The sequence below is a fragment of the Streptomyces sp. NPDC031365 genome (assembly GCF_055569765.1).
In genome coordinates this window covers 31,715-50,872 of record NZ_JBVIIM010000015.1, presented here as the reverse complement: position 1 = coordinate 50,872, position 19,158 = coordinate 31,715, and the positions used below count along the sequence as shown (strand labels likewise).

At 73.5% G+C, this 19,158-nt stretch carries 14 protein-coding genes and 1 pseudogene; 9 read left to right on the top strand and 6 right to left on the bottom strand.

Annotated elements, in window-relative coordinates:
• Positions 1 to 209 precede the first annotated feature (209 nt).
• Positions 210 to 1,013 (top strand): annotated as a pseudogene (locus ACZ5C2_RS22125) (class II fructose-bisphosphate aldolase); the annotation flags it as partial.
• 17 nt (positions 1,014 to 1,030) lie between these two features.
• On the opposite strand, the gene ACZ5C2_RS22120 reads toward ACZ5C2_RS22125, so the two are convergent.
• A complete protein-coding gene (locus tag ACZ5C2_RS22120) occupies positions 1,031 to 2,266 on the bottom strand; it encodes a KAP family P-loop NTPase fold protein (RefSeq protein ID WP_468793477.1) in 1,236 nt (411 codons plus the stop codon).
• Positions 2,267 to 2,509: 243 nt separating this feature from the next.
• On the opposite strand from ACZ5C2_RS22120, the gene ACZ5C2_RS22115 reads away from it, so the two are divergent.
• Positions 2,510 to 7,090, top strand: a complete 4,581-nt coding sequence (locus tag ACZ5C2_RS22115; protein ID WP_468793474.1) for an aKG-HExxH-type peptide beta-hydroxylase — start codon at positions 2,510 to 2,512, stop codon at positions 7,088 to 7,090.
• Between the two features lie 35 nt (positions 7,091 to 7,125).
• Here ACZ5C2_RS22115 and ACZ5C2_RS22110 read toward each other — a convergent pair whose 3' ends face one another.
• Positions 7,126 to 8,259, bottom strand: a complete 1,134-nt coding sequence (locus ACZ5C2_RS22110; protein ID WP_468793472.1) for a methyltransferase — start codon at positions 8,257 to 8,259, stop codon at positions 7,126 to 7,128.
• A gap of 67 nt (positions 8,260 to 8,326) precedes the next feature.
• Between ACZ5C2_RS22110 and ACZ5C2_RS22105 the strand changes: the two genes are divergently transcribed.
• The 5 genes from ACZ5C2_RS22105 (at position 8,327) to ACZ5C2_RS22085 (ending at position 12,294) form a co-directional block, all read left to right on the top strand.
• The gene (locus ACZ5C2_RS22105) at positions 8,327 to 8,977 is read left to right on the top strand and encodes an alpha-ketoglutarate-dependent dioxygenase AlkB family protein (RefSeq protein ID WP_468793470.1); all 651 of its coding nucleotides are present in this window, start codon (positions 8,327 to 8,329) and stop codon (positions 8,975 to 8,977) included.
• A 36-nt stretch (positions 8,978 to 9,013) separates the two neighbouring features.
• Positions 9,014 to 10,252: an ROK family protein gene (locus tag ACZ5C2_RS22100; RefSeq protein WP_468793468.1), complete on the top strand. Its 1,239-nt coding sequence runs from the start codon at positions 9,014 to 9,016 to the stop codon at positions 10,250 to 10,252.
• Positions 10,253 to 10,291: 39 nt separating this feature from the next.
• Positions 10,292 to 11,182, top strand: coding sequence for an NAD(P)-dependent oxidoreductase (locus tag ACZ5C2_RS22095; RefSeq protein ID WP_468793466.1), 891 nt, complete (start codon positions 10,292 to 10,294; stop codon positions 11,180 to 11,182).
• 44 nt (positions 11,183 to 11,226) lie between these two features.
• Entirely contained in the window at positions 11,227 to 11,649 is a 423-nt protein-coding gene (locus ACZ5C2_RS22090; protein WP_468793464.1) for a PPOX class F420-dependent oxidoreductase, read from the top strand.
• A 357-nt stretch (positions 11,650 to 12,006) separates the two neighbouring features.
• Positions 12,007 to 12,294, top strand: a complete 288-nt coding sequence (locus ACZ5C2_RS22085) for an SHOCT domain-containing protein (protein WP_468793462.1) — start codon at positions 12,007 to 12,009, stop codon at positions 12,292 to 12,294.
• Between the two features lie 350 nt (positions 12,295 to 12,644).
• On the opposite strand, the gene ACZ5C2_RS22080 is transcribed toward ACZ5C2_RS22085, so the two are convergent.
• Positions 12,645 to 13,178, bottom strand: a complete 534-nt coding sequence (locus tag ACZ5C2_RS22080; RefSeq protein ID WP_468793460.1) for an ATP-binding protein — start codon at positions 13,176 to 13,178, stop codon at positions 12,645 to 12,647.
• Positions 13,179 to 13,361: 183 nt separating this feature from the next.
• Positions 13,362 to 13,685 (bottom strand): hypothetical protein, encoded by a 324-nt coding sequence (locus tag ACZ5C2_RS22075; RefSeq protein WP_468793458.1) that lies wholly within the window; start codon positions 13,683 to 13,685, stop codon positions 13,362 to 13,364.
• A gap of 312 nt (positions 13,686 to 13,997) precedes the next feature.
• On the opposite strand from ACZ5C2_RS22075, the gene cds1 reads away from it, so the two are divergent.
• Complete coding sequence (gene cds1, locus ACZ5C2_RS22070; protein ID WP_468793456.1) at positions 13,998 to 15,122, top strand: L-cysteine desulfhydrase Cds1; 1,125 nt, start codon at positions 13,998 to 14,000, stop codon at positions 15,120 to 15,122.
• 3 nt (positions 15,123 to 15,125) lie between these two features.
• Here the strand turns inward: cds1 and ACZ5C2_RS22065 are convergent, their stop codons facing one another.
• Positions 15,126 to 15,596 carry an SRPBCC family protein gene (locus tag ACZ5C2_RS22065; RefSeq protein WP_468793454.1) on the bottom strand — a complete coding sequence of 157 codons (471 nt, stop codon included), beginning with the start codon at positions 15,594 to 15,596 and terminating at the stop codon, positions 15,126 to 15,128.
• A 79-nt stretch (positions 15,597 to 15,675) separates the two neighbouring features.
• The gene (locus ACZ5C2_RS22060) at positions 15,676 to 16,515 is read right to left on the bottom strand and encodes a DeoR/GlpR family DNA-binding transcription regulator (RefSeq protein ID WP_468793452.1); all 840 of its coding nucleotides are present in this window, start codon (positions 16,513 to 16,515) and stop codon (positions 15,676 to 15,678) included.
• Positions 16,516 to 16,802: 287 nt separating this feature from the next.
• Between ACZ5C2_RS22060 and ACZ5C2_RS22055 the strand changes: the two genes are divergently transcribed.
• Complete coding sequence (locus ACZ5C2_RS22055) at positions 16,803 to 19,154, top strand: hypothetical protein (RefSeq protein ID WP_468793450.1); 2,352 nt, start codon at positions 16,803 to 16,805, stop codon at positions 19,152 to 19,154.
• Positions 19,155 to 19,158: the final 4 nt, after the last annotated feature.

The following is a 19,158-nucleotide window of genomic DNA, read 5'->3' as shown; positions in this document are numbered from 1 at the left end:
GGGTGGCGGCCGCTCCACCCGTGCTGCTGCCGTTGCCCCTCGCCCGCGTGTGCGGCGGGGGCCGCAGGGTGGTTGCCATCCCCACCACATCGACCGGGCCCGCCACCACGCCGGCCAGCTGCGCGGGGGCCTCACACCACGCGACGCGCAGCCCCGTCTCCTCGAAGCGGCGCACGGTCTCCGCGGAGTCCGCGACCCGGGTGTCACCGATGCGGCCGCACATCATCACCCTCGAACACGTCGAGGACCCCCATCGCCGGCGCCGAGTCGCTTCCGGTCACTCAGGCGCAGCGAGAACGCCGTCGGGCTCCGCCACGGCCGGTTCCTGCCGCTCGCCCGAGCCGCCGTCGCCGCCGACCGCGTGACGTCCGTCCCGCTCCACCTCGGCCACGTCCAGAGCGACGCCCCTGCTGCGCCGGGCCCGGACGCCGGCTTCGGTTCCGTGACGCACGACGCGGCCCGGCGCCGACGACCACGCCGCGACCCGACCACGCCGCGACCCGACCACGCCGCGACCCGGGCCGCCGCGACCCGGGCCGCCGTGGACCGGGCCCCACGGCCCGGGGCTGTGGATCGAGGCGGAGCCGGGGAGAATCGCTGGCAAGGCCGGACAGCCCGCGCCCGATGCCCACGCCCCGGCTTACCGACCCCGACCAGGCGCGCGCCTTCGTCGCCCACTCCGGCCCGGACGCCCTGGCCGTCGCCGTCGGGATCACTCACGCGATGACCACCCGCACCGTCGACCGTGCCCTCCCGAAACGGCTGGCGGCCGCCATGGACGTGCGCCTCCTCCTGCACGGTTCCTCCGGCCTCCCCGACGGCGAACCCGCCGCGGCAGTCACGGGCAGCATCACCGGGGTCAACGTCGGAACCGCCCTGCGCATCGCCATGACCGACGCCATCAGTGCGTTGCTCACCGCCCGCTCCGAGGCCGTCGACTCCCGCAGCTGTCCGACGATGGACGGGAGGCGATGGCCCGGGCGGTGGCCGTGATCACCGAGGCAGTCACCGCGCGCGGCACCGCGTGGGCTCAGATTCCGCCGGCCGTCACCCGGACCGTGGTCATCATGCGTTCGACCTCATCGGCCGTGGGCGCCGGCGGGAACACATCGGCCCGTCGTTCGCGCCCCAGAGCCAGCAGGCGCATCAGGGACGCGTCGGCGATGAACGGTGCCGCGACCGGCCCGGGGTGACTGCTCCGGCCGCAGGCGAAGTCGTCCAGTTGGGCCCACGAGTCCGGCTGGACGGCGAGATGGTTGTAGAAGTCCCGGTGTTCGCCGCGCAGGATCAGCAGGAGCGCCAGATGCAGCTGCCGCTCCTGCGTCAACGGCCCCTGACCCGTGCGCTCAAGGATCGCCGTGGCCAGGTTGAGGACGTTGACATAGCGCTTCAGACGCCGCGGGCTCGGTCCCAGGGCCGTCCGGGCCAGCAGCCAGAACGCCTCTCGGTCCGCCAGCCGCGGTACGTACGGGGCGAGCGCGTGCCGCAGGGTGTCCCAGGCGACCTCCGGGAGGAAGAAGGGAAGTTGCACGATCTTCTCCAGATAGACGGATCCCTTCACCGGCGCCAGGTCGCCGAACCTCGCCCCCGCCACCGCGGACAGCAGGTCGTAGTCCATGGCCAGGACGAACACGCAGCGCGAGTCCCCGGTGAAGAGCTTCAGCGACTCCAGGACGGTCACCGCGGCCTCCGGAGTGCAGCGGTCGAGGTCGTCGATGAACACCACGAGACGGTCCGCGTCGCCGAGGAACTCCGCCACGGCCTCCGCGAAGTCCTGCTCGAAGGCGTTGACATGACGGTGGAACTCGGCGTCGCTGCTCGCCAGCCGGTCCAGCACCTGCTGCGCTTCCTCCTTGCCGAACAGCCCGCCCGTCACCATGGGAGCGCCGCTGCTGAGCACACCACGCAGCGACAGCCAGGTGAGGGAGCGGGCCAGCCGCACCGCCTTGTCCCGGGAACGCTCATTCTGCTTGATCTCCGCCAGCACCGAGGTGATGACCGCCGCCCAGATCTCCTGTTTCTGGTCGTACTTCCAGGGGTTCACCCACACCGTGCGTGCGTCCGGCCCCAGCCGCTCCTGCCACATGTGCATGAAGCTGGACTTGCCAGAACCCCACGGTCCGAAGATGCCGACGGTCAGCGGGAGCGGCTGAGCCGCCAACACCGCGTCGGAGAGAACGTCGAGGTAAGGAAGAAACCCGTACAGGTCACCGTCCCGGCTCAGCACCGGGTTGTCGGTGAGCGGTGTGAAACCGGTGTTTGTCATGAGTGCGCCCCCGTCGGCCGTTCCCGTACCTGCCCGCAACGACTCCCGTTCATCCCCCGCCCGCGCAACGTGACGAATTCCGCGGTTCACCGCCCGGGGGAAACGGGTTGTTGGCCATGATGATTCCTGCCGCCCGGTGGGAGGCGGACTCGACCGAAACCCGTGCGGACCGAGGAGCTTCGTGGTGGTGACGGATGCTCCACCGCGGCGGCCGGTGCGTTCCGGGCGAGAGGACGGTGGACGATGACGCTCTCGGAGCCGTTCGACGAGCAGCCGCACGAGCGGCCGGATGCGCCCGCGCTGCCCTCTCAGTCCGGCATCACCTCCACCCCGCTGGCGCTGCCCGAACGCCGGGTGGCCCAGGACCGCCTGCGGGGCCGCGACCGGCTGGTCACCGACCTGAGCACAGCTGTGCGCGCACACGTCGAGCGCCCGGGACACGCCCCGGGCGTATGGGTGCTGTCCGGGCTGGGTGGGTCCGGGAAGACGACCGTGGCCCTGGAGGTTGCCCACCGACTGGCCGAGGAGGGCCCCATGACCCATGTGTGGTGGGTCTCCGCCGAGGGGGACGACGGCCTGTCCGGAGCCCTGTACGCGGTCGCGTTCGACGCGGGCGCGGACCGGGACGCCTTCGGTCTCGGCCACAAGGCCGACTTCCTGTGGCGGCAACTGGAGCAACTCCGTGAGCCGTGGCTCCTCGTGCTCGACAACGTCAACGCCCCCGAACTGCTCGCCGCGAAGGACCGGCCCCTGCAGGAGGGAGTCGGCTGGCTCCGCTCACCGCGACGGCTGCCCGGCGCCGTACTCGTCACCAGCCGGCGTTCGGGCTGGGGGCAACTGGCCGACTGGGCCGGCGAACTGCCGGTCGACGTCCTGGACGCCTCTGACGGTGCCCGCGTCCTGCTCGACCTCGCACCCGGCGCGGGGGATCCGCAACAGGCCGGTGAACTCGCCGCGTATCTCGGGGGACTCCCCCTCGCCCTCGACCTGGCCGGGACCTATCTGGGCCGGGCGGCGCGCACCACGGGGTGGCCCCCGGTGGAGGGACCGAGAACATACGCCGGGTACCGCCGCAGTGTCGACGCACGGCAGGGGGCGATCGCCGCACCGCCACCCGGGCAGGCCGAACTCGACGGGGATCTGGCCCGCATCACCGCCACCTGGGAGCTCTCGCTCGACCTCCTCAAGGAGCAGGGGAACCACGCAGCCGAGCCGCTGATGCTGCTGCTCTCGGCCTTCGGACCCACCCCCGTGCCGCATCTTCGGCTGCTGGACGCGGAGTCGATGGTGAACAGCGCGCTCTTCGCGCCGAACCGGCCCTCCTTCCCGGACCTGAGGACCGCCCTGGAAGGACTGGCCGGACTGCGCTTCGTCCGAGTCGAAAGCTCCGGCGGACCGGCCGGTGACACCGGCGGACGCATTACCATCCACCCGCTGGTCCGTCTCAGCATGCGCACGAGCCGGGCCTTCACCCGCGCCGCCGGGCAGCTGCGGGACCTTGTCGTCCTCCTCCTGCACCAGGCGATGGAGGGACTGAACCCGGCCGAGCCGCCGCACTGGCCCCGCTGGCAGGACATCGCGCCGCACTGCTCGGCCCCGCTCGACCTGCCGGTCGTGGGCGAGGCGGAGTCCGTGGTCGTGGAGGTGACCGAACCCGCGCTGAGGGCCGGGCAGTACCGCTACTACATCGGTCTGTACTCCGACGCACGCAGGGAGCTGGCGCGGGTGACCGACGTGCGGCGGGATCACCTGGGAGCCGAGCATCCCGACACCCTCGCCGCTCGCCTGTCCCTCGCTCTCGCCCTCCGCGACGAGGGCAGCCTGCACGACGCGGAGGCCGAGTACCACGCGGTGGGCCTGGCCTGCGAGGGGACGTTGCCGGCCGACCACGCCCTCGCCCAGTCCGCCCGCAGTGGCCGGGCACGCGTACTGCGCGAGCTGGGTCGGTACGAGGAGGCGGAGCACGAACTGCGCGTCGTGCTGCGCATCCGCCGGGCGCTGAGGCCACCGGACATCAGGGCCGTGCTGCGCACTCGGCACGACCTGGCCACCGTCTGGCACAAGCGTGACGCGGTGCGTGCGGCAGCGGTGGAGCTGCGCGAGGTCTGGGACACCAGCCGCGGCCTGTTCGGGGACGGCGACGAACTCTCCCTGGCCTCCGGCCTGAGTCTCGTGCGGGCCCTGCGCGACTGCGGCGACGTCGAGGAGGCGGCCGCAGTCTGCTCGATGGTGGTGGCCGAGATCGCCAGACACCGGGACCCCGACCACCCCGACATGCTGGTCTTCCGGCACGAACAGGCGCGCATCCACCGGGACCAGCGGCATCTGACCGCCGCCGAGGCCGAGCTGAGACGGTTCTGGACGGTCAACCGCAAGCGCTTCGGGGCGGAGCACCCGGACGCGGTGGCGAACCGCCACGAACTGGCCACCGTACTGCACATGCTGGGACGCCTCGAGGAGTCCGCGGGCCACTTCGAGGCCGTACTGACCGCCAACGTACGACGCTTCGGCGACGACCATCCCAACGTGCTGACGTGCCGCCACAACCTCGGCCTCGTCCGGGCGGATCTGCAGCGGCGGGCGGCGAACGGCGCCACACCGCGGGACGACACGGGAGGAGAACGGACCGTGACCGACAACGGACCGCACGACACCGGCACCGACGGGAGCGGCGCGGCCCCCCGTAAGGCCGACGCGACGCCGAACGGCGGCCTGACCCCGGCCCGGCCGACCCTGGCTGACGCCCTCGCCCGCGTCCCGCCCGCGACCGACCCCGCCACCCGCAGGACGCTCGACCGGTTCACCCGACCGCGGCTGTCCCGGGGTGGCGCCGAGGCCGGCGGCGGCGGAGGCTACTCGTGGGGCCACCAGGACTCGGGCCGGTCCGCCTCCGACCACGTCGTCTACGTGACGCCGGCGCCCGCGGACGAGGGCGGCGAATCCGACGCGCGGATCACCGGGGACACCTCTGCCCGGTTGGTCCTGCCCGGGCCGCTGCGCGAACGGGACACCTTCCGGGCCCTGGCGACCGGCGCCGAGAACCGGGACGTGATCGAGACGCTGAAGGCCGGGCAGCTGGACATCCGCGTCACCGTGCTCCGTGCCCTCCTCGACGAACTCGACGCCCGGCAGCAGGGCGGTACCGGGTTCGTACCCGTCTCGCGCGCCCGCGCCCTGCTGGAGGAAGCGGGCAGGGCGGCTCCGGAGGCCACCGACGACCTCCTCCTGGACCCGGCGGTGGGCCGGTGGATGAGCCACGTCCTGGGCGCGTTACGGGACCGCCACGGCGGCCCCGCCCTTCCGCAGTGGGCCGGCGGCGGCCACCTGTACGCCCTGGCCGCCGCGGCCGGCATCAGGGCCGGACTCACCTTCACCTGCCCGGTTCCCGTGCACCGAGGGCTGGCGGTGCTGCCCCTGCTCGGGGTCGTCGATCTGGGCCCGACGGCGGCTCGGACGGCCGTCGTCGACGTCACCGCCGGGGAGGCCACCGTACGCGTCTCGGCGGTCGACGTGCGTCTGCCGCCGTCGCCCGGGAACGCCGCCGGCGGCTGGTGGCCGCTGCGGCATGTCGGGGGAGACGGCCCGCGGGAGACCTCGGGTGTGTACCTCGACGACCTTCACCCCTTTCGCAGTCCGGGACCACCGGAACGCCCCGCGCGGCTCGGTGACGGCCCGGCGGCCCGGTGGACCGGCCTGGTGGCCGAGGCGTCGCGGATCCTTCGCCGGACCGGCCCGCGGCACGCCGAGGCGCTCGGCGCCGCGCTCACTTCCATCACGCCGCGCCCCGCCGTCCCGGGGCCGCTGGTCACCTCGTCGTCCTCCAGTGACGCGTTCGGCGGTGTCGTTGTCAGCGAACCGCCGGACGCCGTGGACCTCGCCTGCACGCTGACCCACGAGTTCCGCCACCAGAAGCTGAACGCCGTACTCGACCTCATCGATCTGTACGACGACCGCGACGACCACTCCCTGCACTACGCCCCCTGGCGCGATGTCCCCCGCCCGTTCGAAGGACTCTTCCAGGGGGTGTACGCGTTCTTCGGAGTGGTCGAGTTCTGGCAGCGTTACATGGGGACGGTCCAGGGAGCGGCACTGCGGCGGGCGGAGTTCGAACTCGCCTACTGGCGGACCCAGGTCAGGGACGCGTACGCGGCCCTTCGCGAGGCGCCGCGGTGGACCGGGGCCGGTGCGCGGTTCCTGGACCTCATGGGCGCGCACACAGGGCCCTGGCGGGTGGAACACGTGCACGCGGACATTTCCGCGCTCGCCGACGAGGCCGTCGCCGACCACCGGCTGCGCTGGCGGCTGCACCATCTGCGGCCCGCGGACGACGAGGTCACCGTACTGACCGATGCCTGGCTCCGCGGTGCCCGGCGCCCCGCGGGAACCAGCGCGGAGTCCCGTCTGGATCCCTGTCCCGACGCCCAGGGGCTCAGTGACGGCATGGCGCGGCTCAGGCAGGCGGCCGTCGCCCCGGACACCCTCGCGGCTGCGCCACCGGGCGCGGCGGTCGACTGCGCCGCGGACACGGCACGTCTGCTCGGCGACCTGAGCACGGCGCGCGACCTGTGCCTGGCCGGTGCGGCCGCCGACCCGGACAGTCCCGGTCCTTGGACCGGCCTGGCGCTGGTCCTGCGCCAGGCGGACGGTGCCGGGCGCTCCCGGGCCGAAACGCGGCGCGCGGTCCGGGCGCTCTCGCACCGGCCGGAACTGGTGCGCGGCGTGTACACGCGGGCCCGGTCCAGTGGCCCGGCGCCCGACCCGGTCGCCCTGGCCGCCTGGATCGACGGACCGCCCGGTGCCTGGCCTCCGCCCGTCCCCCGCTGACCCGGCACTGCTACCGCACCGCGGGACCGGCACACCTAGCGTTTCCGGGCCCTCAGCACCACGAACTTCGGATCCGACGCGACCACGTCGCTGTTGCCGAACAGCCGCCGCAGCTGCACGTGGTACCCCAGGTGCCGGTTGCCGATCACCCACAGCTCGCCGCCCGGGCGCAAGGTGCGGCGGGCGTCGGTGAACATGCGCCGGGCCGTGGTGTCGGTGGTCGCCTGGTGGGAGTGGAAGGGCGGGTTGTTGAGCACGAGGTCGACGCTGCCTGCCGGCAGGCCCGACAGGCCGTCGCCGACCCGGAACTCGGCGTGTCCCGGCACGCCGTTCGCCCGGTACGTGGCCTCCGCCGACGCCACCGCCTGGAAGGACTCGTCCACGAACAGCACCTCGGCCCGCGGATCGGCCAGCGCCATCGCCGTACCGACGACACCGTTGCCGCACCCCAGGTCCACCACCCGGCCGCCGTTCCGGCCGGCGGGCAGGTGTTTCAGGAAGAACCGGGTGCCGATGTCGAGGCGGTCCGCGCAGAAGACGCCGGCGTGGTTGACGACCGTCCGTCCCGAGACCGGGCCGATGTCCTCGGGCAGTGTGTAGCGGTACGGCCAGGGGTTCTCGGGGCGGGCCGGTGCGGGGCCCGGTGTGCAGAAGACGAGCCGCGCCTTCTTCTCGGCGAGCGAGGTTCTGGTCGGGCCCAGGATCCGCTCGAAGAGGTTCAGAGTGGAGGTGTGGATCTCCTTCACCATGCCGGTGCCGACGACCACCGTGTCCGCGTGCACGGCCGGCGCCAGCCGCAGCAGCTGGTCCTCCAGCAGTGCCAGGCTCTTCGGCACACGCACGAGCAGCACGTCGATCCGGTCCGGCGGGGGATCCTGCGTGGTGAGCAGCCGGACCGTGCCGGGTTCGACGCCGTTGCGGGCGAGATTCGCGCGTGTCGCCTCCTGCCCGAGCCAGGAGTCGGTGATCTGCGTCGGGCCGTACGCCGCGAGCGCCGTGACCAGGGCGCCCCAGCGGTCGCCGACGACCACGACCGTGCCGGACATCGGGGTCCGCCGGTCGGCGAGATGCCGGAGGAGATACGCGTCGGAGGCGTCCCAGGCACGCAGCCTGTCCCGCGGATCCTCGGGGAACCGGGCCAGCACCGTCTCGCCCCACGGAGTCGTCATACGGTCGTTCATCGTCCGACCAGGCTAGCCGAGCACCGGATCGGCGGGTCCCGGGGAGGATGGAGGCATGGACACCGGGCTGTTCCCCAGGACACGGAGCGAGATCGCGCCGGGCGCGGTGCACGTACCGGACTGGCTGGACGCGCGGGAGCAGCGCGAACTGCTGGATGCCTGCAGGGAATGGGCCCGGCCGCCCGCCGGACTGCGTACCGTCCGCACGCCGGGCGGCGGCACCATGACCGCCCGCCAGGTGTGCCTCGGGTGGCACTGGTACCCGTACGGCTATGCCCGCACCGTCGTCGACGGCGACGGCGCGCCGGTGAAGCCCTTTCCCGGGCGGCTCGGTCAACTGGGCCGCCGCGCGGTGACCGACGCGCTGGGCGAGGACGCCGCGCGAGGGACCGGTCACGACATCGCGCTGGTCAACTTCTACGATGCCGACGCACGTATGGGCATGCACCGGGACGGCGACGAAAAGGCGGACGCCCCGGTGGTGTCGCTGAGTCTCGGCGACACCTGCGTCTTCCGCTTCGGCAATCCCCGGGCCCGGACCCGCCCGTACACGGACGTGGAACTGCGCAGCGGCGACCTGTTCGTCTTCGGCGGTCCGTCCCGGCTCGCCTACCACGGCGTTCCCCGGGTGCACGCGGGCACCGGGCCGCCGGAGTTGGGGCTGACCGGACGACTGAACATCACGCTGCGGGTCAGCGGCCTGTAGTCGGCGCCACCTGCGGATCATGGGAGACTCGCCTTCATGAGCGGGAAGGCGGACCCCCGGCCGGCGGGGAAAGGGACCACCTCCAGGACGCGGCTGGACCGGGGGCGTGGCGCGCTCGGACCCGCGCTGGAACTCGTGCACACCGGACGCGCGCCGACCCGCGCGGTGCTCACCGCCGAGCTCGGCGTGACCCGCGCGACGGCCGGAGCGGTCGCCGCCGAGCTGGAGGCGCTGGGGCTGATCAGGGTCGATGCCCGGCCCGGTGCGGCGGCCGGTTCCCAGGGGCGTCCCTCGCACCGGCTCTCCGTGGCCGGGGACGGCCCCGTGGCGCTCGCCGCGCAGGTGCACTCCGACGGTTTCCGGGCGGCGTTGGTCGGGCTCGGCGGCCGTATCGTCGCCACGGCGCCCGGCTGCGAGGTCGTCGACGCCGATCCGGCGAAGGTCCTCGGTTCCGTCGTCGCGGCCGGCGCCGAACTGCTGCGGGAGACCGGGCGGCGGTGCGTGGGCGCGGGGCTCGCCGTGCCGTCGGCGGTGGCGGAGCCGGAGGGGCTCGCCCTCAACCCCCTGCACCTGGCCTGGCCAGCGGGGGCCCCGGTACGGGAGATCTTCGCGGAACAGGTGCGCGCGGCCGGCCTGGACGGACCCGCCTTCGCGGCCAATGACGTCAACCTCGCCGCCCTCGCCGAACACCGGCACGGCGCCGGGCGGGGCTCCCGCGACCTGCTCTGCGTGGCCACCGGCCACCGCGGGGTGGGCGGGGCGCTGGTGCTCGACGGCCGCCTGCACTCGGGCAGTTCGGGTCTCGCCCTGGAGGTCGGCCACCTCGCCGTCAACCCCGAGGGCCGTCCCTGTCACTGCGGCAGCCGCGGCTGCCTCGACGTCGAGGCCGACCCGCTGGCCCTGCTCACCGCGGCGGGACGGGCACCGGGCCCCGAGATGTCCCTGCTGAAGCAGGCCGACGACCTGATCCACGGACAGTACGACGACCCGGACGTACGCACCGCCACCGAGTGCCTCATCGACCGGCTCGGCCTGGGCCTGGCCGGACTGGTCAACATCCTCAACCCGGACCGGATCATCCTCGGCGGCCTGCACCGCACCCTGCTGGAGGCCGATCCGGACCGGCTCCGCGCCGTCGTCGCCGACCGCAGTCTGTGGGGCCGCAGCGGCGGTGTCCCCATTCTGGCCTGCACACTGGACCACAACAGCCTGGTCGGCGCGGCGGAACTTGCCTGGCAGCCGGTGCTGGACGATCCTCTCGGGGCACTGGGATAGGACCACGACCACTCGACGCACCCACAGAAGGCCGACCTCATGACCGACCAGCTCACCGTCAGCGTCCTGGGCACCGGCATCATGGGCGCGGCGATGGCCCGCAGCCTCGCCCGTGCGGGTCACACCGTCCGGGCCTGGAACCGTACGCGCGCCAAGGCCGAGCCGCTCGCCGCCGACGGCGCGCACATCGCGGACACCCCCGCCGAGGCGGTCGAGTCCGCCGACGTCGTGCTGACCATGCTGTACGACGGCCCCGCCACCCTGGAGACCATGCGCCGGGCCGCCCCCGCCCTGCGCTCCGGAACGGTCTGGGCGCAGTCCACCACCGCGGGGATCGAGGCCACCGCCGAACTGGCCGGCTTCGCCCGTGAGCACGGACTGCTCTTCTACGACGCCCCGGTCCTGGGCACCCGTCAGCCCGCCGAGGCCGGACAGCTGACCGTGCTCGCCGCCGGGCCGGCCGAGGGCCGGGACAGGGTGATCCCGGTGTTCGACGCCGTGGGCGCCCGCACCGTGTGGACCGGGGAGGACGGCGCGACGGCCGGCGCCACGCGCCTGAAACTGGTGGCGAACAGCTGGGTGGTCGCCACCACCGCCGCGGCCGGTGAGACCCTCGCCCTGGCCAAGGCCCTCGATGTCGCACCGGGCGGGTTCTTCGATCTCATCGCCGGCGGCCCGCTCGACATGGGCTATCTGCGCGCCAAGGCCGGGATGATCCTGGACGGGCGGCTGTCCCCGGCGCAGTTCGCCGTGACGACCGCCGCCAAGGACGCCAGACTGATCGTGCGGGCCGGTGAGCAGCACGGCGTCCGCCTGGACGTGGCCGCCGCGAGCGCCGAACGACTGGAGCGGGCCGCCGGCCGGGGCCACGGCGACGAGGACATGGCCGCCGCCTACTTCGCCAGCTTCGACGACGGCCCCGCCGTCTGAGTCCCGGGCCCGCCGCACCGTCCACGAACGCCGAGGAGTACGTAGTGTCCAAGCCCCCGCTGCCGCCCGAGGCCGACGCCCTGCTGCGCAGGCCCAACCCCTGCGTCATGGCGACGCTGCGCTCCGACGGCGCGCCGGTCTCCACCCCCACCTGGTACCTCTGGGAGGACGGCCGTGCGCTGATCAACCTCGACGAGGGCCGGGTGCGCCTGCAGCACCTCCGCCGTGACCCGCGCGTCACCCTCACCATCCTCGCCGGGGACGACTGGTACACCCATGTCACCCTGATCGGGCGCGTGGCCGGCCTGTACGACGACGAGGGTCTGGCCGACATCGACCGCCTCTCCCGGCACTACACCGACAACCCGTATCCGGACCGGAGGCGGGCGCGGGTCAGCGGCTTGATCGAGGTCGAACGCTGGCACGGCTGGGGTGCGATGAAGGACACCGCACAGGCGTCCGGCTGACCGACGCGCCCGGCCGGGCCGCGGGCGGTCCTCGCGTGTACGGGAAGCCCCACGCCCTGTCCCGCGGACGAATGGGGTGTCGAAGCGCCCGCGGTGGTGGAGGAACGGCCTCGGCGCCGGAGCCGCAGGGCATCCACCGGAGGCCTTCCCCCGCGTTCACCACCGACTCTCCCGGGACAGCCGGTCCCACGAGAGCCCTCCGGTGCCGGGCACGGGAAAGCAGCCGCCCGCCGCCTACTCCCCGGGAGGTACGCACAGTGCCGCCGGCCGTACGACGCCCCGGCCCTCCGTCCGGGGCGACGCTCGAATGGTCGCGCAAGGAGCGACGAGACGGCGCACCCGAGGAGTTGAACGATCATGCAGACCCTGGCGCACTTCGGTGACGGCGGGCCCGGCCCGTGGATCCTGCTCTTCCCCGTGATCTGGGCCCTGGCCATCGGCGGCGGCATCGCACTGCTGCGCCGCACGGTGTGGCGGGGACGTCGTGGTCCCGGACCCGGCCGGCCCACGGTGGACCACAACTCGCCCATCGCGGTGCTCGGTCACCGCTTTGCCTCCGGCGAGATCGACGAGGACGAGTACTGGCGACGGCTGTCCGTCCTGGACGAGCAGTTCGGCCGTACCGGCAAGGACGGTGCCGCATGACCTTCCGTGACGACCACGGCCATCGGCACCCGGACCGCCGCCCGGGCGCCGGCGCCGTCACGGCGTACGGTACGGCGGTGACACCGCCGTACGGGCCTCGACCGGGTGGCCGCGGCCTTCCGGCCGGCCGATTCGCCGTGGGGCGCCGTGGGGCGGGGCGTGGCGCAGCCCGGTGCCCACCGGGATGCCTCCCCACTCGCGGCTCCGCTCGAGCGGGAGGTGCCCCGAAGAGGCCGGAGCCCGTCGCCCCGGGGTACCCCCCTCGGTGACGGGTCACCGAGGGAGGCACGGCGGCCCGAGTGGGCGACGGCGCGTGACGGCCCCGTGGTGGGTGAACGACCGATTGCCCGTCAGCCCGCGACGGTCGACCGGGCCGGGGCCCGTTCGGGCCTGTGGTCCTCGGCGAACGTGACCTCCGCGAACCGGTGATCCACGGGCTCGGCGGCCGTGAGCAGCGGGCGTCGGTCCCAGGCGGCCGGGGCGTCCGCGGACGGCGCCGGCAGCGTGAACCACACGACCTTGCCGGAATCACCGTCCGGCACGACGCCCCAGCTCTCGCTCATCGCGGCCACCATCGCCAGCCCTCGCCCGCAGGTGGCGAGCGGTCCGGCGTCCGCCACGACCGGAAGACGCGGATCATGGTCGTACACCGAGACCTTGAGCCGGTCGAGCAGCAGCTCCATCTCGACGGTGCACGTCTTGTCGGGCCGGGCATGCCGGTGGACATTCGACAACAGCTCTGTCACACCGAGCGAGGCCCGGTCTATCAACGAATCCATATGCCAGTAGCGCAACTGCGCAGATACGATTCTGCGGACCTGGCCGATCCGCGACGGCAGGGCTTGGAGCTCCACCGTGCAGTGCCTGCTCGGATGACTGATCACGGCTGCGACTCCCCGACGTGAGGTCCGGAAGAACACGGAGTACGGATCCAGCAGGGCGCCTGCGTGACGCTGCCGCCTGCTGTCGTGGCCGGCGGGCTGGTTCGCAGCGTTATCGCCGGTAAACCCAGAGTGATGTGGGACCAGCGTGGCGCAGCGGACGGGGTGGCGCAACTCGCGGACATCTCAGGCGCCGCGCCCCGACGCCCGGCGGACTGCCTCGATGAAACGGCGGGCGGCCGGCGGACCGGGCTCACCCGGCGCGGGATCGTGGTCGCCGAGGGTGAGCAGGTACCGGTTGCCGTTGAGGTCCGCCAGCGCGCGGTCCTCGGGCGCGAACCACGGCTTGGTCGCGCGTACCGCCTGCACCGGCGCGCTGTCGATCTCACTGCCGTAGCTGGTGAGCAACTCCAGCCGGCCGCCGCTGATCCGGACCTGCCCGGCCCGGGTGAGCGAACGCAGCCGCTTGCCGATCCGCACGCCCGTGGCCGTGAACTCCGCCTCCGCCATGCCACCCGCCCTCTTGTGCGCGTCGGTGTGCCGGACCGTGCTCCGCGGGCCGGCTCCCGCCCGGATCCAGTGTGCCCTTGCTCCCGCCGGTGCAGTCTGCCCCCACCCGCCGCCGAGCACCAGTACGCGCACCCCTGATCCCCGGAGCGTGGGGGCACTCGCGCCAATGCGCCCTTGCGCCCGGGCCCCAGGGGTGCCTTTGAGGCGCTCAAAGGAGTGTTTATGCAGGTGAGAGGTGGTGCGGATGGTGCCTATGATCGGGGTACCGGCCGCGCGGGACGCCCGTCGGCGCTCAGCGTAAGGAGCCCTGTCGTGAGCACCCCCCAACAGACCCTGACCGGCGCCACCCTCGACGCCGATCACAGTGACTCCGCCTACCGGACCTGGCTGAAAGAGGCCGTGCGCAGGGTCCAGGCCGACGCCAACCGCTCGGCCGACACCCATCTGCTGCGCTTTCCGCTTCCCGAGCGGTGGGGCATCGACCTCTACCTGAAGGACGAGTCGACCCACCCGACCGGCAGCCTCAAGCACCGGCTGGCCCGGTCGCTCTTCCTGTACGGGCTCTGTAATGGCTGGATCCGTCCGGGCCGCCCGGTGATCGAGGCGTCCAGCGGTTCCACGGCCGTGTCGGAGGCGTACTTCGCGAAGCTGATCGGTGTGCCCTTCATCGCGGTCATGCCGCGCACGACGAGCGCCGAGAAGTGCCGCCTGATCGAGTTCCATGGCGGACGGTGCCACTTCGTGGACGACCCCCGCACGATGTACGAGGCCTCCGCCGCCCTCGCGGCGGACACCGGCGGCCACTACATGGACCAGTTCACCTACGCCGAACGGGCCACGGACTGGCGGGGCAACAACAACATCGCCGAATCGATCTTCCGTCAGCTGGAGTTGGAGCGGTTCCCGGAGCCGGCGTGGATCGTCGCCACCGCCGGCACCGGCGGCACCTCCGCGACCCTCGCGCGCTACGTCCACTACATGCAGTACGACACCCGCATCTGTGTTGCCGACCCGGAGAACTCGTGCTTCTTCGAGGGCTGGACGACCGGTGATCCGGACGTCGCCTGTGACCGCGGCTCCCGTATCGAGGGCATCGGCCGGCCGCGTATGGAGCCGAGCTTCGTGCCCGGTGCGGTCGACCGGATGATGAAGGTGCCCGACGCGGCCAGTGTGGCCGCGGTGCGGGCCCTGGAGGGGGTCATCGGCCGCAAGGCGGGCGGCTCCACCGGCACCGGTCTGTGGAGCGCGCTGAAGCTCGTCGCGGAGATGGTCGCGGAGGGCCGGCGGGGAAGCGTGGTGACGTTGCTGTGCGACCCGGGGGACCGCTACCTGGACAAGTACTACTCGGACGCCTGGCTGGCCGAGCAGGGTCTGGACATCGCGCCGTACTCGATGGCGGTCGAGTCCCTGCTGCGGACCGGCGTCTGGCCGGGCTGAGCGCTACCTCGCCAGCCGCCGGTCCAGCGATGTCACCGCGTCGCGGAACGTCCGCGCCAGCCCGGGCCGGGCGGCCTTCAGCGCGAGCCGGAACGGCGCCGTGCCGTCGCCCGCCATCGTCCACCGCACCCGCGTCCCCGTCCCGGCCGGGGCGAGCCGCCACTCCTCGGCCAGCGCACGGGCGCCCGGCACATTGGTCACGTCGACGCGATAGGCGTACACCTCGGACGCCGCCGCCACCAGGATGGTCTCGCGGAACCGGGCCCCGCCACGCAGGCGGACCTCCCGCGCCGCGCCGCCGTCGAGGGGACGGGCCAGTGCGACCGGGCCGAACCACTCCGGCCAGCCGGTCACGTCCTCGGCCAGCGCGCGGAAGATCTGCTCCGGCGCGGCGGAGATCTCCCGCTCGAAGACCAGACGCACGGGTGCGGACCCGACGAACTCGTGCCCCACGGGGCGCAGACGGTGAGCCATGAATGTATCCCCCTCGACTGATGCCGGCTTCCTGTGCGGGCGGGCAACGTAGCGCGCGGAGTCGCCTTCTGGCGTCCCGTCAGGTGCCGGCGGTCTCCGCGGAGGCCTCGGGCTCGCCCGCCACCACCAGGTGACGCAGATGCTCGGACACCTCCGCGCGCGCCCTCTCGGGCAGCCCGGAGTCGGTGACGAGGGTGTCGACCTGCTCCAGAGAGGCGAACGAACTGAGCCCCACCGTCCCCCACTTGGTGTGGTCGGCGACCACGACCACCCGCCGGGCCGACTGCACCAGGCGCCGGTTGGTCTCGGCCTCCGCGAGGTTCGGCGTCGACAGTCCCGCCTCGACCGATATCCCGTGCACCCCGAGGAACAGCAGGTCGAAGTGGAGCGCCGCGATCGCCTGGTCGGCCACCGGCCCCACCAGTGAATCGGACGGCGTGCGCACCCCGCCCGTCAGGACGACCGTGGCCGCGCCCTGCCGGGGTCCCGAGGTGCGCTGCGCCGCGTGGAAGACGTCCGCCACCCGCACCGAGTTGGTGACCACCGTGAGATCGGGGACGTCGATCAGCTGATGCGCCAGCGCGAACGTCGTCGTACCGCCAGAGAGCGCGAGCGCCGCACCGGGGGCGACCAGTCCGGCCGCCGCCCGCGCGATGTCTTCCTTGGCGGTCAGCTCCAGGCCGGACTTGGCTTCGAACCCCGGTTCGTGCGTGCTCGCCTCGACCACCGGGACCGCGCCGCCGTGCACCTTCTCCAGGACGCCCTGCCGGGCCAGCGCGTCGAGGTCGCGGCGGACCGTCATGTCCGACACGCCGAGCTTGCGGGTCAGCTCGTTGACCCGGACGCCGCCCCGGCGCCGGACCTCGTCGAGGATCAGGGTGCGCCGCTGCTCCGCGAGCAGGTTCTGATTCTCGCTCACGTACGCTCCGGTCCTTTCGCCGCAAAGCCTCCGACACGCCTCACGCACCCAGTACGACGAGCGGATCCCCTCCCGGCACCGGTGCGCGGACCTCCCATCCTCGCATGCCGGACCCCGGACGGCGCCACCGGTCTTTCGTCGCGAGCATGTCACTGTTCGGGTGCCGGTGCTTGCGTGTCACACGGATCGGGGAGATTACGTGACGAGAGGTGTCAGCCGTCCCACCGCGGGAGATCCTGTGCGCGCACGGACGGAGCCGACGGGACGTCACGGGGAAGTGCGAATCGGTGGAGAGCGCGCAGCGACACAGACCGGCCGAGGGGCCCGACGGTCCCGGCCCCCGGTCCGGGGAGCCCGGAACCGCCCTGGAACTCCTGGTCCACGGGGTGGGCGGCACCACCCCCGAGGAGATGCTCGACGATCCGCGCACGGTCAGGATCACCGGTGACCGCATCGCGGCCGTGTTCCGCCGCGCCGACGACACCGACGCGGAGCGGCAGCCCGCCGGCCGCCGCGAGGAGCCCGTCCGCGAGGCATACGTCTGGTGCAACCTCACCTCGGGGAACGGCACCCGCGCCCTGTGGCTGCTGCTGCTCCCGTTCATGGTGGTCAACCTCGCCCACTGGATGCGCCCCACCGCCCGCGGACGCCGGCGCACCGTCCGGCTCTACGGCCTGCTGGTGCGCCTGGCCGCACTGAGCCTGACGGTGCTGCTCGTCGCGGCCGCCTGCGAGGTCGCCCTCGACCTGACCGCATGGCAGTGCGCGGGGACCCGCGCGTGCGCCGACCGGCATTCCTGGCTGGGCTTCCTCTCGCCCGTGTGGTCCGACGGCGGCTGGTGGAGCACGCCGGGCCGCCGGCTCGCGCTCGCCGCCCTGGTGCCCACCGCCCTCACCGGCCTGCTGTGGTTCCTGTCCCTGCGCACCTGGAGCGCGTACGAATCCCAGCAGCCGATGACCCATGACCCGGGGCCCGAGGAGGACGGCGTCCCCACCGCGCTGGGCCGGCCCGGCTTCTGGTACGGCCGGCGCCTGGTCGCCCGGCTGCGCGCCGCGCACACCGCCGCCGGACTGCTGACGGTCGCCGCCGCCGTCGGCTCCGCCGCCGCCCGCTACGACCGTGAGCCGGGCGGTCCCGCCGTCCTGGCCGTTCTCGGTGTGATCCTCGAGGCGCTACTGGCCCTGGGGGCGGGGACCGTGGTGTGGGTGGTCTGCCGCCGGGGCCGCAGCGAACGCCGGCCGGACGGCGAGCCCGACCGGCGCCTGGTGCGCTGTCTGCCCCTCGCCGCCCTCGTCCTGCTCGCGCTCGCCCTGCTGTACGCGGGATGGGAGCGCCCCGGGTGGGAGTCGTCGGGCCGGCTGCCGGGCGACGCCACCTTCGGTGCCCTCGCCCTCGCGCAGGGCCTGCTGGTGATCGTCCTCGCCGGGGTCGCCCACACCCTGTACCGCACCGACCCCGACCGGCGCGCCGCGATGCGGGGCCTGGCCGGACCGGCCGTCGCCATGCTCGCCTGCGCGCTGGGCGGAGTGATGTCCGGCGGGGTCTCGCAACGGGTGTCCGACTGGCTGGACGGCACCGGCACCTCGATGCCCGGGCCGCCGGTGCTCCTCACCTGGCAGGCATCCGTGATCCCACCGCTGCTCGTCCTCGTGCTGGTGATGTGCGGCTGGCTCGCCCGGCGCGCCGTGCGGATCGCCCGCGAGGAACGGGCCGCGGTGGAACGCGAGTACGCCGGCGAGACGGGCGACCCCGGCCGCACCCGCCGCATCGCCTCCGTACGCGCGATGGCCGCCCTCACCGACCGGGGACCGCGCATCCTCGCCGTCACCTCCACCGCCACCCTGCTGCTGGGCGCCGGCGCCCTCGTCGGCGCCCTCGTCACCAACAGGACACCCGGCGAGGCGGCGCGGGGGTCGTACGCCGTCGTCCACGGCGCCGCCGAGACCGCGCAGGCGCTGGGCTCCTGGCTGATCGGACTCGGCTTCATACTCTTCGTCACCTGGGGCCGTCGCGCCTACAAGGACGCCTCCGCGCGGCGCACCATCGGCATCCTGTGGGACGTCGGCACCTTCTGGCCGCGCGCCGCGCACCCCTTCGCGCCGCCCTGCTACGCCGAGCGCGCCGTGCCCGACCTGACCTGGCGGATCGCCACCTGGACCCGGTCCACCGGCGGACGCCTGGTGCTCTCCGGCCATTCCCAGGGCAGCGTCCTCGCCGCCGCCGCGGCCTGGCAGCTCCCGCCGTCCACCCGCAGGCGTGTCGCCCTGCTGACCTACGGATCCCCACTGGAGCGGCTGTACGGCCGCTGGTTCCCCGCACACTTCGGCCCGGACGCACTCGGCCTCCTGCACCAGGAGGTCGACTGCTGGCGCAACCTCCACCGGCGCACCGACCCCATCGGCGGTCCCATGAGGCTGCCCGGCGACCGCGGACCCGACGTGGACCGCCCCGCTCTGAAGGACCCCCTCGCCTACGGCCGCACCGAGACCCACCCGCTGCCCGCGCCGATCCTCGGCCACTCCGACTACCAGGCCGACCCGGCGTTCGCCGAGGAACGCCGCCGGCTGCTCGCCCGTCTCCGGCCCGAGGTACCGGGGCCGCGGCACACGCGGGAGCCCGGCGGCGGCCCTCCGTCCTGAGGGA

Coding starts and splice junctions, on each gene's coding strand:
- ACZ5C2_RS22120 (WP_468793477.1), bottom strand. CDS start 2,266: ATGACAAACACCGGTTTCACACCGCTCACCGACAACCCGGTGCTGAGC.
- ACZ5C2_RS22115 (WP_468793474.1), top strand. CDS start 2,510: ATGACGCTCTCGGAGCCGTTCGACGAGCAGCCGCACGAGCGGCCGGAT.
- ACZ5C2_RS22110 (WP_468793472.1), bottom strand. CDS start 8,259: ATGACGACTCCGTGGGGCGAGACGGTGCTGGCCCGGTTCCCCGAGGAT.
- ACZ5C2_RS22105 (WP_468793470.1), top strand. CDS start 8,327: ATGGACACCGGGCTGTTCCCCAGGACACGGAGCGAGATCGCGCCGGGC.
- ACZ5C2_RS22100 (WP_468793468.1), top strand. CDS start 9,014: ATGAGCGGGAAGGCGGACCCCCGGCCGGCGGGGAAAGGGACCACCTCC.
- ACZ5C2_RS22095 (WP_468793466.1), top strand. CDS start 10,292: ATGACCGACCAGCTCACCGTCAGCGTCCTGGGCACCGGCATCATGGGC.
- ACZ5C2_RS22085 (WP_468793462.1), top strand. CDS start 12,007: ATGCAGACCCTGGCGCACTTCGGTGACGGCGGGCCCGGCCCGTGGATC.
- ACZ5C2_RS22075 (WP_468793458.1), bottom strand. CDS start 13,685: ATGGCGGAGGCGGAGTTCACGGCCACGGGCGTGCGGATCGGCAAGCGG.
- ACZ5C2_RS22065 (WP_468793454.1), bottom strand. CDS start 15,596: ATGGCTCACCGTCTGCGCCCCGTGGGGCACGAGTTCGTCGGGTCCGCA.